The organism is Streptomyces krungchingensis (assembly GCF_054729265.1).
Genome location: NZ_JBPUKY010000002.1, coordinates 528,654 through 540,840, shown reverse-complemented (window position 1 = coordinate 540,840; position 12,187 = coordinate 528,654). Strand labels below are relative to the sequence as shown.

The 12,187-nt window shown below is 69.2% G+C and carries 11 protein-coding genes and 2 pseudogenes; 4 read left to right on the top strand and 9 right to left on the bottom strand.

All coding sequences use genetic code 11. The features are described from left to right. Positions 1-186 precede the first annotated feature (186 nt). A pseudogene (locus ACSYGO_RS43070) lies at positions 187-1,131 on the top strand (biotin/lipoyl-containing protein); the annotation flags it as partial. A gap of 90 nt (positions 1,132-1,221) precedes the next feature. Here ACSYGO_RS43070 and ACSYGO_RS43065 read toward each other — a convergent pair. The 5 genes from ACSYGO_RS43065 to ACSYGO_RS43045 all read right to left on the bottom strand — a co-directional run bounded on the left by ACSYGO_RS43065 (position 1,222) and on the right by ACSYGO_RS43045 (position 6,054). Further along, positions 1,222-1,779, bottom strand: a complete 558-nt coding sequence (locus ACSYGO_RS43065; RefSeq protein ID WP_460390060.1) for a L,D-transpeptidase family protein — start codon at positions 1,777-1,779, stop codon at positions 1,222-1,224. Positions 1,780-2,360: 581 nt separating this feature from the next. Further along, the gene (locus ACSYGO_RS43060) at positions 2,361-3,572 is read right to left on the bottom strand and encodes a CU044_5270 family protein (protein ID WP_460390059.1); all 1,212 of its coding nucleotides are present in this window, start codon (positions 3,570-3,572) and stop codon (positions 2,361-2,363) included. Then, positions 3,569-4,117: an RNA polymerase sigma factor gene (locus tag ACSYGO_RS43055; RefSeq protein ID WP_426675175.1), complete on the bottom strand. Its 549-nt coding sequence runs from the start codon at positions 4,115-4,117 to the stop codon at positions 3,569-3,571. Before ACSYGO_RS43055 ends, ACSYGO_RS43060 begins: the two co-directional genes overlap by 4 nt. 392 nt (positions 4,118-4,509) lie before the next feature. Next, positions 4,510-5,163 carry a mycothiol-dependent nitroreductase Rv2466c family protein gene (locus tag ACSYGO_RS43050; protein ID WP_460390058.1) on the bottom strand — a complete coding sequence of 218 codons (654 nt, stop codon included), beginning with the start codon at positions 5,161-5,163 and terminating at the stop codon, positions 4,510-4,512. A 195-nt stretch (positions 5,164-5,358) separates the two neighbouring features. Further along, on the bottom strand, positions 5,359-6,054 hold the full coding sequence (locus ACSYGO_RS43045; protein ID WP_426675177.1) for a type 1 glutamine amidotransferase domain-containing protein: 696 nt from the start codon (positions 6,052-6,054) through the stop codon (positions 5,359-5,361). Positions 6,055-6,533: 479 nt separating this feature from the next. Here ACSYGO_RS43045 and ACSYGO_RS43040 point away from each other — a divergent pair, with 479 nt between their 5' ends. Beyond that, a complete protein-coding gene (locus ACSYGO_RS43040) occupies positions 6,534-6,977 on the top strand; it encodes a VOC family protein (RefSeq protein ID WP_426675391.1) in 444 nt (147 codons plus the stop codon). A gap of 99 nt (positions 6,978-7,076) precedes the next feature. Continuing rightward, positions 7,077-7,277 (top strand): annotated as a pseudogene (locus ACSYGO_RS43035) (FAD-dependent oxidoreductase); the annotation flags it as partial. Positions 7,278-7,408: 131 nt separating this feature from the next. Here the strand turns inward: ACSYGO_RS43035 and ACSYGO_RS43030 are convergent. The 3 genes from ACSYGO_RS43030 to wrbA all read right to left on the bottom strand — a co-directional run bounded on the left by ACSYGO_RS43030 (position 7,409) and on the right by wrbA (position 9,674). After that, positions 7,409-8,251, bottom strand: a complete 843-nt coding sequence (locus ACSYGO_RS43030) for a prephenate dehydratase (protein ID WP_460390057.1) — start codon at positions 8,249-8,251, stop codon at positions 7,409-7,411. Between the two features lie 339 nt (positions 8,252-8,590). Continuing rightward, positions 8,591-8,884: a muconolactone Delta-isomerase family protein gene (locus ACSYGO_RS43025; protein ID WP_432175298.1), complete on the bottom strand. Its 294-nt coding sequence runs from the start codon at positions 8,882-8,884 to the stop codon at positions 8,591-8,593. A 175-nt stretch (positions 8,885-9,059) separates the two neighbouring features. Further along, complete coding sequence (gene wrbA, locus ACSYGO_RS43020; protein WP_460390056.1) at positions 9,060-9,674, bottom strand: NAD(P)H:quinone oxidoreductase; 615 nt, start codon at positions 9,672-9,674, stop codon at positions 9,060-9,062. 357 nt (positions 9,675-10,031) lie between these two features. Here wrbA and ACSYGO_RS43015 point away from each other — a divergent pair, with 357 nt between their 5' ends. Then, on the top strand, positions 10,032-11,048 hold the full coding sequence (locus tag ACSYGO_RS43015) for an alcohol dehydrogenase catalytic domain-containing protein (protein WP_432186350.1): 1,017 nt from the start codon (positions 10,032-10,034) through the stop codon (positions 11,046-11,048). A 60-nt stretch (positions 11,049-11,108) separates the two neighbouring features. Here the strand turns inward: ACSYGO_RS43015 and ACSYGO_RS43010 are convergent, their stop codons facing one another. Further along, complete coding sequence (locus ACSYGO_RS43010) at positions 11,109-12,140, bottom strand: NAD(P)H-dependent flavin oxidoreductase (protein WP_460390055.1); 1,032 nt, start codon at positions 12,138-12,140, stop codon at positions 11,109-11,111. Between the last annotated feature and the right edge of the window lie 47 nt (positions 12,141-12,187).

Below are 12,187 nucleotides of genomic sequence, written 5' to 3'. Positions count from 1 at the left end.
GCCACCGTGAAAGGTGCAGGAGATCTGCGCCCTCATCACATTCTCCAATGGCTCCCCGAAGACGACACGGAAAGCGTCCGGGAGATCTTCCTCGCCCGTCTGCCTGATCTCAGCGACGCCGACAGATCTTTGCTGCGCCATGCAGGGCTGCGCGGCTGGCCGGTAGTTGATCCGACCGTAACGCTCGTGACCCTTCCGGCGCTGGGTGAGAGCGTGACCGAAGGCACCGTCACCCGCTGGCTCAAAGCCGAAGGCGACCGAGTCGAAGCGGACGAGCCCCTGCTCGAAGTATCGACCGACAAGGTCGACACCGAGATCCCCGCACCCGAAAGCGGCATCCTCGCCGACATCATCGTCGGCGAAGACGAAACCGTCGAGGTCGGAGGACGCCTCTGCAGCATCCGCACCACCGTTCACGCCACCTCGGACGTCTTCATCGAGGACATAGACCTTCCTGAGGAACGGCCAGAGCGCCGCTCCGAACGAGCTACTCCGACGGCACCCCCGCGCACCGGGAAGGACGACGGTCGCCCGAATCCTCCGGACACGGTCTTCGCTCATCTTCCGGCACTGGGCGAGAGCGTGACCGAAGGCACCGTCACCCGCTGGCTCAAAGCCGAAGGCGACCGAGTCGAAGCGGACGAGCCCCTACTCGAAGTCTCGACCGACAAGGTCGACACCGAGATCCCCGCACCCGAAAGCGGCATCCTCGCCGACATCATCGTCGGCGAAGACGAAACCGTCGAGGTCGGAGGACGCCTCTGCAGCATCCGCACCGGCCCCCGAGCCGGGGACACCGACAGCCCTCAGGACTCCCCCGACGGCCGTTTTGACCAGCCTGCGTCGAAGCCCACCGACGGCCGCAAGACGAGACCGGCGAAGGACACCACTGCCCGCTTCACCGACGCCATCTTCGTGACCCTCCCATCGCTGGGTGAAGCCGTGACGGAAGGTACTGTCACCCGGTGGCTCAAAGCCGAAGGCGAAGTGGTCGAATTCGACGAGCCCCTTCTCGAGGTGTCGACGGACAAGGTCGACACGGAAATACCGGCACCCGCCAGCGGCATCCTCGCAAGGATCATCGTCGGTGAAGACGAAACCGTCGAGGTCGGAGAACGTCTGTGCAGCATCATCACGACGAGCTGAGTACGACAGCTGTCGCGACGACATGATGAAGTGCAGGGCATGGCCTGAAGCAACTCACCAGCACGTGAGACGAGCTCACCGGCCGAGGGACAAGGCGTCCCCCATGACGATCACCGGATGCCGTGCGGGCTCGAGCGCACGCAACAGCGCTCGCATGGTGTTCCTTCGCAGGCTCACGCATCCGTGCGTGGGGCCGCCGTGGTCGACGTGCAGCCATATGTAGCCGCCCTTTCCCGCGCCTTGCGGGTGGGTCCCGTCGAGGGGTGATGTTCCGGTCCTGCGGTTGTAGTTGATGGCGACGACATAGTCGAAAGTGCCCGCGAGTGACTCGCCCCGGAACCCCGTGCCGCCGGCGGTGAAGGCCGCCGAGTGGTGGTACGGCAGCTTGGTGCCGGGATCGGCGAGCCGCCCGCCGGCGTCGGTGAGGGAGAACACGCCGATGGGCGAGTGGAGATCGTCGACGTGGTGGTCCTCCGTCCAGCCCCTCAGGGCGTTGTGGGCCGGCCAGGTGGGCCCCTGCTCCCAGCCCGCGCCCGTGCGCTCGTACAGCACCGCCTGCGCGGTGGAGGAGTTCTTGGCCTCTCCGGTGACGAGGACGACCTGACGTGTGTCGGCCGGGATCTTCGCCAGCATGTGCGGGCCAAGACCTGGCAGCTGCGCGGGGACGGAAGCGACGGGGGTTGCGCCTCTCCCGGCCGTGCGCGGAGGCAAGGGGTGTCTCGTGCCGGGATCGGCCGGAGCGCCATGTGCTTCGAGCGCCGCGGGCCGGACGGCATCGACTGTTCCGGCGCCCGAGCATCCGGCGAGGTTGACCGACAGCGCCAGGACGGTGCCGGGTATCAGCAGGCGGTACGGGCGCCGGCCGTCTCGGCTGGTGGCCGGGTGCTCGTCGAGCGGCGCGAGGAGGGCAGCCCGCCGGGACGTATGGTGCGTGGATGACGTCATGATCCTCAACCTGGATGAAGCATGTGAGTGGGTGGTCCGGCTGCGCCCGGTCGCGTCCATCAGCCCTGACCAGTGCGCCTGTTGCCCGAGCGCGCCTGGGCAGCGACGTGCCCTGCCCACCAAGCGGAACGAAAACGCCGTCGCCCAGTGCGTCGCGGGGTGCGGGCTCGCAGCATCGGGGGCGGCCGGCGCGAGCGCGACTTCCGCTCCGTCGACTGGCGTTGGGAAAAGCCAGGTCAATGACCTGGTACACGTGTCTGGTTCGCGAGTCAGCCTTCCTTGGCATGCGCCGGCACGGTGATCTGCCGGTCGGCCCACTCCATCTGGGTGGTCGCCTGGTAGTGCACCGTCGTGCCGGACTTCAGCCCCGCGTCCCGTGCGACGGCCGATGGTTCGACGAGCACACTCTCATCGGACAGCAGGGCACCGGTGGTGGGGTCCACCACCAGTCGCTGCTCCACGTCGCCCAGTACCGTCGCTGCCCTCACGGGGAGGCTGATGGCCACGCCCGAGCGCCCCAGGGGGTCGGTGGCGGGGCCCTCGACACGGATGTCCGGCAGGTCTGCCAGCACGCGGTAGGCGGCGGCCCGGGTACCCGGTTTGACCGGCATGGTGATGAGGTTGGCGATCTGACGCAGCATCCAGGCGGTACGTCCGTCCGCGCCACCGTCCTGCCCGTACAACCGCACCAGTTCCTGGCGCAGCTTGCCGGTGTCGGTGGGCAGTGCGCGCAGGTCGTGGTACGACACGTTCTTCGGGCCGAGGGCGTAGATCTTGTTGCCCACGTTGGTGTGCAGGACCGTCGGTCGGCTGCTTCCGACGGTGAAACGCACCGTGGACCGGCTGTCGGCCTTCACCTGGCCCTCCACCTGATGGGGTGAACCGGCGTCCCGCCACCGTTCCATGTCCGCCGTGCCGCGCGGTGCGGTCCTCGCGTCCAGGCCCGAGAGCATCAGGCTTCGGGTTCCCGAGCGCACACCCACCGACCACTTCTCGGTGGAGGTGCTGCGCAGGGTGTAGCGCCGTCCGGGCTCGCCGACGGCATCCATGTTCTCCGTACGTGTGGTCACTTGCCAGTACGTGCCGTCGGCCGCCGAGGTCTCCGCCGCCTGCGCCACACCGAGCAGTTCCAGACGGTCGTTCAGCGTCGCGGGTGCACTCGACGGCGGACGCGTACCGGCCGGAGCACTGGTGGTGTCGCCCGCGTCCTGGCGGACGAGAACGCTGAGCACGACCGCGGACACCGCGACGGTCGCCACTGCCCCGAGCGGCAGGAGCCGGGGGCGCAGTCGGGCCGGGGACGCCGCCGACGTGTCGACAGGGCTCTGCCGCGATTCGGCTGTGATGTGCGCCAAGTCCTCTTGCTGCCGTGCCGAGTTGGCCAGCAGGTTCGGGTCCAGCTCGGCGGGCCGGGCTGCCGCGAGCGTCTTCATGACGTCCTGTCGACGTGCGACTCGCGCGTCGGTCTTCCTTGCCTTCACGTGAGTACTCCCTCGGTGTCGGTGTGGCGCACGGGTCGGGCGGGCGGTGCGGACACGGCATCCATCGCCCGTTCCAGTCGGCGGCGGGCCCGGTGCAGCCGGACGGTGAAGGTCGCGGTGGTGCAGCCGAGGACTCGTGCGGCGTCCTTCGCGCTCAGTCCGTGCCAGGCGATCAGCGTCAGCAGCTCGCGGTCCGCGTCGGACAGACTCGCCAGCGCCTGGAGTGCTGCCTCGCGGTCGGCCAGGTCCGTGGCGACGTCCGTCTCCTCGTCCCGGCCGGCCATGGCGATGCGCTGTGCCTCCTGGGAGGCGAGGGCGTACTGGTGGCTGTCCCGACGGCGCAGCTCGCGCACCAGATTGCGGGCCACGCCCAGCAGCCAGGGCAGCGCAGGGTGCGGGAGTTCTCCCCTTCGTCTCCAGGCCACGGTGAACGTCTCGCTGGTGATGTCCTCACCGACATGACGTCCCACCTGGCTCGTGGCGTAGGCGAGGACGCGTGGATAGCACTCCTCGTACACGTCCCGGAAGCGTTGAGCTTGGGTCACGCGCCGTCTCCTTGTGTCGGCTCTTTCATCAGGTAATGCGCGTGACGGCCGGGTTATTACAGGCTGGGTGAACGAACTTGTTCGATGCTCCGCGGCTGTCGGAGCCGGGGCCGGCCGACAGGTAGGAGGGAGTACGACGGTCTCGGCATGGCACCCCGATAGCGCCGACGGCATCCAGGCGGCCCGCGACCGAGCAGTCGCGCTGCACCAGGGGCGAGACCCTCGCTCAGGGCGGCGCGTTGTGGCGCGTTGGGGCGCGTTGGGGCGCGGCCAAGTAGATAGGCACTTACTGGACCTGTCAACTAAATGCACGGCATCACGCGGCCCGTCGATCCGGCATGACGAGCCTTGCGGCCACCGGCGGCCGCGGGAAGCCGCGGCCGCGCACAACCTCAGCTGAAGTCGGGCGCGCTGCCGCGTGTGCGCTTGATCTCGTAGAAGCTCGGCGTGGACGCGACGGCGAGCACGCCGTCCCACAGGCGGGCGGCGTCCTCTCCCTTCGGGGCGGGATTCACGACCGGGCCGAAGAAGGCGAAGGGGTCACCGCCGGCGCCCGGAGCGGGAACGCCGATGATCGGGCTGCCGACGTCCTGGCCGACCAGGGTGATACCCCTTCGGTGGGAGGCCCGCAGTTCGTCGTCGCAGTGGTCCGTGTCGCCGGCGTCGGCCAGGTCCACGGGCAGGCCGACCTCCCGCAGGGCGGCTTCCAGCGTGGCCCGGTTCACGGGCTCCTGCCGCAGGTGGTATCTCGTGCCGAGTGCGCTGTAGAGGGGTCCGAGCACCTCGGGACCGTGCTTGAGGGCGGCAGCTGTCAGAACACGCACAGGCGCCCAGGCCTCGCCCATCAATACCCGGATACGCTCGGGCAGTTCGTCCAGACGGTTCTCGTTCAGAACCGACAGGCTCATGACGTGCCAGGACACCTCGACGGGTCGGATCCTGACGACCTCTTCCATCCAGCGGGAGGTCAGCCATGTCCACGGGCACACCGGGTCGAACCAGAAGTCGACGAGGGTCGGGGACACGGGTGAGAACGTTGCGGACACGGAACACTCCAATTGCCGCTATATACAAGGGCGTTGGCGGGCGAGTTCCGCCGACGGCGGTCAGCCGTCGGCGGTAGGGGCAGCGCGAACGCCCGTGCCGGGCTCAGGAAGGAATCCCGCACACCGGTGTGAGTCTCGCTCGCGCCAAGCCGTGCGCCCAGCCCCTGGGCCGAACGTCGCGAGGACGCCGTACCCTCACTTGAGGATCGTCAGCAGCCGGTCTGCCAGGATCGCGGCCGAGTGGGGGTTCTGGCCGGTGATGAGGTTGCGGTCCTCCACCATGTACGGCTCCCAGATCGGACCGCGGCTGTAGTCCACGCCGACCTTCTCCTTCAGATCGGTCTCCAGCAGCCATGTCGACCTGGACGCCAGTCCGACGGCCTCTTCTTCTTCGTTGGTGAAGCCTGTGACCCGGTAGCCCTTGAAGGGCGACTCGCCATGGATCCTGGTGGCGAGCATCGCCGCCGGAGCATGGCACACGATCGCCAGCGGCTTTCCGGAGGCGAGCTGCTCGGTCAGGATCCTCCCCGCGTCGGCGTCGAACGCCAGATCCGACATCGGTCCGTGCCCGCCGGGCAAATACACCGCGTCGTAGTCCTCGAGTCGGACATCCGACAGCTTGATGGGCCGCCGCATCACCTCGGCGGACCGGATGATGGCCTCCAGTTCGAGGGCCCCCTCCTCCCCGCCGGCCATCGAGGGACGCAGGCTCATCATGTCGACGTTCGGGATCACGCCGTCCGGCGTCGCGACCACCACTTCATGGCCCGCTTCCGTGACCGCCTTGTACGGAGCAGCGAACTCCTCGGCCCAGTAACCGGTCGCGTACCTCGTGCCGTCCTTCAGCACCCAGTACCGCGCCCCGGTCATGACGAAAAGTATCTTCGCCATCAGACCACCGCCTCCTCATCCCCAATTGACATTCCTGGGACGACCCGATTGACGTTTCTGGTACGAATAGAACGCATTCCAGCCTAGGTACGACTTCAACAAGGCGCACGCGGGCCAGTGCCGCGCGTCCCGCCCCGACCCGGCTCGGCTCACCCCGGCTCGGCGACGTCCCGTAAGGCGCCCCAGAACCCCCTTGCGCGAGCGGCGTGAGCGGCGCGACGACCTCGCGGCCGAGTCGCGAGCAGCGGGGCGACGCCGGCCATCGTCCGCATCCGGCCCCAGTACCTACTGCGCACCCCTCATCGCTGACGCACCGATGTCATCGCTGACACACCGGCACCGACCAGGCATGCGATATTCGCGTCACCGGTTTGACAGGTGACGCCAACGGCTGTCACGATCTCACCAGTTCAACCGGTGACGCCGCGTCGTGCGACACCGCCACGCGCAAGACCCCGACCGTGAAGGTGAAGGCGACCATGGATCTCAAGCTCGAAGTCGTTGTGCTGCCCGTCTCCGATGTCGACCGGGCCAAGAACTTCTACGAGAAGGCGGGATTCCGCCTGGACGTCGACTACGTCGCCGACGACACCTACCGCGTGGTGCATCTGACACCTCCCGGCTCGCAGTGCTCAATCCTCTTCGGCACTGGAGTCACCACGGCCGCACCGGGTTCGGTGCAGGGCCTGCACCTCGTCGTCTCGGACATCGAGGCCGCCCATGCCGAACTCGTCGGCCGCGGCGTCGAGATGGGCGAGATCTTCCACGACGCGGGCGGGGTGTTCCACCGCGGCACCGAAGAGGGACGAGTCAGCGGCCCGCAGCCGGAGCGCGCCAGCTACAGCTCGTTCGCAGCCTTCAGCGACCCGGACGGCAACGGGTGGGTGCTGCAGGAGGTCACGACCAGGCTTCCCGGCAGGTGACGACGAGTCCGCCCGTCGGACGAGTCTGACGAAGCACCGACCCCGGCCGCCCCGCCTCGACGGGGCGGCCGAAGTGTCCCTGGAGTGACAGGAGTAGTGATGAACGACGCCTTCCGCACGTACGACGTGGTGGTCATCGGCGCGGGACCGGTCGGCGAGAACGTGGCCGACCGGGCCCGTGCCGCCGGGCTCAGCACGGTGATCGTGGAACGTGAACTGCTGGGCGGCGAATGCTCGTTCCGGTCGACCGCCACGGCCCTCACGGCGGCGACGCGATCACGGTTGGCACAGGCGTTCGCCACGTGTGTCACCACCGCCGCCAAGACGACAGCGACCACGCACCACACGCGGGCGGCCACCCCCGTCCCGCCGCGCGGGGTGGTGCGGCGGGAGCTCGTCACCGTGCACACGGGTCTGCCGGCTCATGTGGTTCACGGTCGGTCACTCAGCCGGTGCGGGTGCGCGTGATACACGCCGAGGATGCGCACCTCGGACGAGAAGAAGCGCAGCTCCTGCACGGCGAGGTCGACCCGGGACTCGTCGGGGTGCCCCTCGATCTCGGCATAGAACCGGCTGGCGTTCAGCCCGGCGCCCATCTGGTAGCTCTCGATCTTGGTGAGGTTGACGCCACTGCTGGCGAAGCCGCCCAGCGCCTTGTACAACGCGCTGGGGATGTTCCGCACGGAGAAGAACAGACTCGTCATCGTCGGCCGGTCCGAGACGGGGACCGGTTCGGCTTCCCGGGAGAGGACGACGAACCGTGTGGTGTTGTCGGGGTCGTCCTCGACTCCGGACCGCAGCACGTCGAGGCCGAACAGCCGGGCCGCGGCGGGCGGAGCGAGCGCCGCGTGCCGGTGGTCGCCCAGTTCCGCCACCTCACGTGCCGCCCCCGCCGTGTCGTCACTCACCCGGGTGCGCCAGCCGCCCTCACGCAGCACCTTCCGGCACTGCCCCAGCGCGTGCACATGGCTGCGTACGCACTCCACCTGATCGAGCGACGTGCCGGGCACACCCATCAGGTCGAAACGGATGGGAAGGAAGTACTCCGCCACGATGAACAGCCCTGACTCCGGCAGCAGATGGTGCACGTCGGCGACGCGTCCGGCCGCGGAGTTGTCGACCGGAATCACCGCGACGTCGGCGGAGCCGAGGGTGACCGCGTCGAGGGCCTGCTCGAAACCGGTGCAGGCCAGTTCGGCACCTTCGGGATACAACGCCCGTGCGGCGGTCGACGAGTTGGAGCCAGGTTCACCCTGATACGCGACGGTGGTCACCGTGTTGAGCCTTCCGTGTGGCGGACGTTGCTGTGGGGCGGCAGGAACTCCACCGCGAACCGTATGCACAGGAGTATCGATGCCGAGTGCGCGATCGGACGCGCCGCGGGCATGTCGCGCCGCCTGCACGGCCGAAAGGCACCCGAGCCTCCCCGCTTGGCAGTGCACAGGACACCACACGTCACCGAAGCGCCGGAGCACGACACCGGCAGTTGCCGCACGGGACGCCGGGCGGGCGCCGCGCTCCGGCTTCCGCGTCAAAGGTTCCTCAACTCGCAGAGGTCACACCGCATCGCCGCTCGGAAGCAGGCATCGCCACCCCTGAACGGGACGGGCGAATCAACCGACCCGGCCCGGGTCGTTGGGGTGCGACTGCAGAGGAGTGACCACCGCGGTCATCCAGGGCCACAGCGGCAGGCTGCCGAGCACCTTCTCGCGCAGCACCGCCTCGTCGTCGGCGCTCCACACCCCGACGCTGCGGAGCTCGCCGACCGGACGCCACAGCCGGAACAGGTGCCCCTGGGCGGCAAGTTCCTTGGCCCGTACGGCTTCGGCGGCGCGGCGCCTGTCGACCTCCGCCGGGTCGGTGCCCTCGGGCACGGTCGTGGTCAGCTCGACCAGGAACTCTTTCATGCTCTCTTCCTCCATGCTCTCTTCCTCTCCCGGATCCACCGCGCGAGCGTCGCGGACCCAGTGCGCGAACGAAGCTTCCGCCGCCAGGCGTCGCCGGACGGCGCAGTGCGGACATCTGGCGGAGGGGGCACCTTCGAGGCCCCCTCCGCCCGGACGCCGGCCGGTGCCGCGGACGTCAGGCGGCCGCGGCCTTGAGGGCGCCGGCGACCTTGACCACTCGCTCGGCCTGGATACGGGCGGCTGCACGCGCGACGTCGTCCACCGGCTTGGTGCCCTGGCCGTCGACGTGAGAGGTGCCGTACGGGTTGCCGTCGACGAACTTCTGCGGGTCGGTGAAACCGGGCGTGACGGTGAGCCCGCCGAAGTGGTGGATCGAGGTGTAGAGGGAGAGCAGGGTCCCCTCCTGGCCGGCGTGCGCCGTGGCGCTGGAGACGAAGCCGCTGTAGACCTTGTCGGCCAGCTTGCCCTCGGCCCACAGGCCGCCCAACGTGTCGATGAACTGCTTCAGCTGGGCGGAGACGTTGCCGAAGCGGGTCGGCGTTCCGAACAGTACGGCGTCGGCCCACTCGATGTCCTCGGGAGTGGCCACGAGTACATCCGCGGTGGCCGCGTGATGGGCTGCCCAGGCGGGGTTGGAGTCGATGGCCGCCTGAGGCGCGAGCTCCGCGACCTTCAGGAGACGAACCTCGGCGCCGGCCTTGACGCCCGCGTCGTGGAGTTCCTTGGCGATCTCCCCGATGGTGCCGGTGGAGGAGTAGTAGACGATGGCGAGCTTTACGGGAGAGGCCACGAGAGCGCTCCGTTCTGGGAAGTAACAGGACAGGCGGCTGACTAGCCGACCGGTCGCCAAAGGTAGACGACCGGTCTAGTAGCGTCAAACCGTCTGGCTATGGAGCCTGACACACACCCCATGACGGGCTGTTCGGGCGCCGAGCGGGCCACCCATGCCAGGTGGCGTCACGCATCGCTACGGACCTGCACCGACGCGCCACCGCGCGCCCCGCGGCCACGAAGTCGCCGGCAGTTGCTACCCTGGTTTAAGACGACCGGTCATTTAGACGGTTCAGTGCCCACGCGGTGCGCCGCGCGAGCGCCGACCCCCGGGACCGCCCCCGCCCCAAGAACAGCGCAACACTCAGGAGCAGTCATGACCACATACCGGGCCTTCGAGGCCACCGGAGTCCACAATCTGCAGTTGGTCGAGCGCGAACTGACCGCCCCCGCACCGGGACAGGTACGCCTGCGGGTGGAGACCTGCGGCATCTGCCACACCGACGTCCTGGCCGTGGAGGGCCTGCGCAGCGACCCCTCGAGCCCCATCGTTCCGGGACATGAGATCGTCGGTGTCATCGATGCCGTCGGCACCGGCGTCACCGCGTGGCGGCCCGGCGACCGAGTCGGCGTCGGCTTCCTCAACGGGCAGTGCTGGGAGTGCGAGCCGTGCCGCCGCGGTGACTTCGTGAACTGCCTGAATCAGCAGCAGACAGGGACCACGATCGACGGCGGATACGCGGAAGTGGCCTACGCCCGGGCCAGTGGGCTGGTGCGCGTCCCCGAGGGCATCTCGGCGATCGACGCCGCTCCGCTGCTGTGCGCCGGCCTGACCACCTTCATCGCCCTCCAGCAGGGCCCCACCAGGGCCGGTGCCTTGGTGGCCGTGCAAGGCATCGGCGGTCTGGGACACCTGGCCCTCCAGTACGCGCGCAGCCTCGGCTACCGTGTCGCCGCCGTGGCCCGGGGCGCGGAGAAGGAGGCGTACGCCCGGCAGTTGGGCGCCGATGAGTACATCGACAGCACCAGCACCGACCCCGGAGCGGCATTGAGCGCCCTCGGCGGCGCCTCCGTCATCGTCGCCACGGCGTCCAGCGGCGCCTCCATGAACCCGCTGGTCCGCGGCCTCGCACCGAACGGCAGGCTCGTCGTGGTCGGTGCCGCGCCCGACCCGCTGACCGTCTCCACCCCCGAGCTGATCTTCGGCACGCATTCCATCGTCGGCAGCCTGACCGGTTCGTCCATCGAGAACGAGGACAACCTGGCGTTCAGCCTCGCCCACGACATCCGTCCCAGCGTCGAGGTCATGCCGTTCACCCAGGCACGGGAGGCGTACGAGCGCATGCTGTCGGGCCAGGCCCGATTCCGGGTCGTGCTCGACATGGCGGCCTGAGGCATCGGCGGTGCAGGTGGGGATCCGTCGCTCCTGCACCGCCGTGCGGGCGCGTCACCCTCACAGCTGACCGGCGAGCCGCTGCAGTGTCTGTGCCGTGCCTTCCTCTCTCGCCTGGCGGTATCCCGTGCCGGCCCACAGATGGATGAGCCGGGTGTCGCCCGCCGCGGTGGCGGCCTTGCGCAGTGGCGCGGTGAGGTGGTGCAGGGCCGGGTAGCCGGCCGGCGCCACCGAGTCGTAGCGGTCCGTGAAGTGGTTGCGCAGAGCACGGGCCGGTCGGCCGGTGAAGGCGCGGGTCAGGACGGTGGTGTCGAAGGCTGGGTCCGCCAGGGCCTCCTTGTGGGGCAAGGACGCACCGCTCTCTTCCGTGCGCAGGAGGAGGGTGCCGACCATCGTGGCGTCCGCGCCCGCGCGCAGGGCTGCCGTCACGTCTGCGGGGGTGGCGATGCCTCCGGCCGCGAGGAGCGGGAGTGCGGTGCTTCGCCGGACGTTCGCGACCAGCTCGGGCAGCGGGACGTCGTCGAGGGGGCGGCCGGGGGTGAGCGTGGCCGAATGCCCGCCGGCCGCGGCACCCTGCACGATCAGCCCGTCGGCTCCCGCCTCCGCCGCCTGGCGGGCCTCGTCCACCGATGTGACGCTCTGCAGCACGGCCGTGCCGGACCGGCGCACCGCCTTGATGACGTCGGGGTCCGGAATGCCGAAGGTGAAGGAGACCCACGGGACGTCGCTCCCGATCACCAGGTCCACCTTCTCCTCCCAGGCGTCGTCGTCCTCCACGGGAGTTCCGTCGTTCAGGTTCAGCCCGTATCGGTCGGCTTCCGGCTGCAACGTCTGCGCGTACGTGCGATGACTCCCGGGCGACACGGGCACCGGACTGGGAGTGAACAGGTTGACCCCGAAGGGGACGCCGTCCGCCTGGACGGCGCGTATCTGGCCGGCGAGTGCCGGTGCCGTCCTGTAGCCGCCGGCCAGGAAACCCAGACTGCCCGCACCCGCGGCCGCAGTGACCATGTCGGGAGTGCTCGGTCCGCCGGCCATCGGCGCGGCCAGCACCGGCAGCTCGACGCCGATGTCCGAAAGCAATGAGCTCATCGCCGGCTTCTCCTCTGCTCCATCGGGACGGGACAGGCCGTCCCCGG

What these genes read in the sequence shown, in the direction of transcription:
- ACSYGO_RS43065 (WP_460390060.1), bottom strand. Translation starts at nt 1,779, where the DNA reads ATGCTGGCGAAGATCCCGGCCGACACACGTCAGGTCGTCCTCGTCACC.
- ACSYGO_RS43045 (WP_426675177.1), bottom strand. Translation starts at nt 6,054, where the DNA reads ATGGCGAAGATACTTTTCGTCATGACCGGGGCGCGGTACTGGGTGCTG.
- ACSYGO_RS43040 (WP_426675391.1), top strand. Translation starts at nt 6,534, where the DNA reads ATGGATCTCAAGCTCGAAGTCGTTGTGCTGCCCGTCTCCGATGTCGAC.
- ACSYGO_RS43025 (WP_432175298.1), bottom strand. Translation starts at nt 8,884, where the DNA reads ATGAAAGAGTTCCTGGTCGAGCTGACCACGACCGTGCCCGAGGGCACC.
- ACSYGO_RS43015 (WP_432186350.1), top strand. Translation starts at nt 10,032, where the DNA reads ATGACCACATACCGGGCCTTCGAGGCCACCGGAGTCCACAATCTGCAG.
- ACSYGO_RS43010 (WP_460390055.1), bottom strand. Translation starts at nt 12,140, where the DNA reads ATGAGCTCATTGCTTTCGGACATCGGCGTCGAGCTGCCGGTGCTGGCC.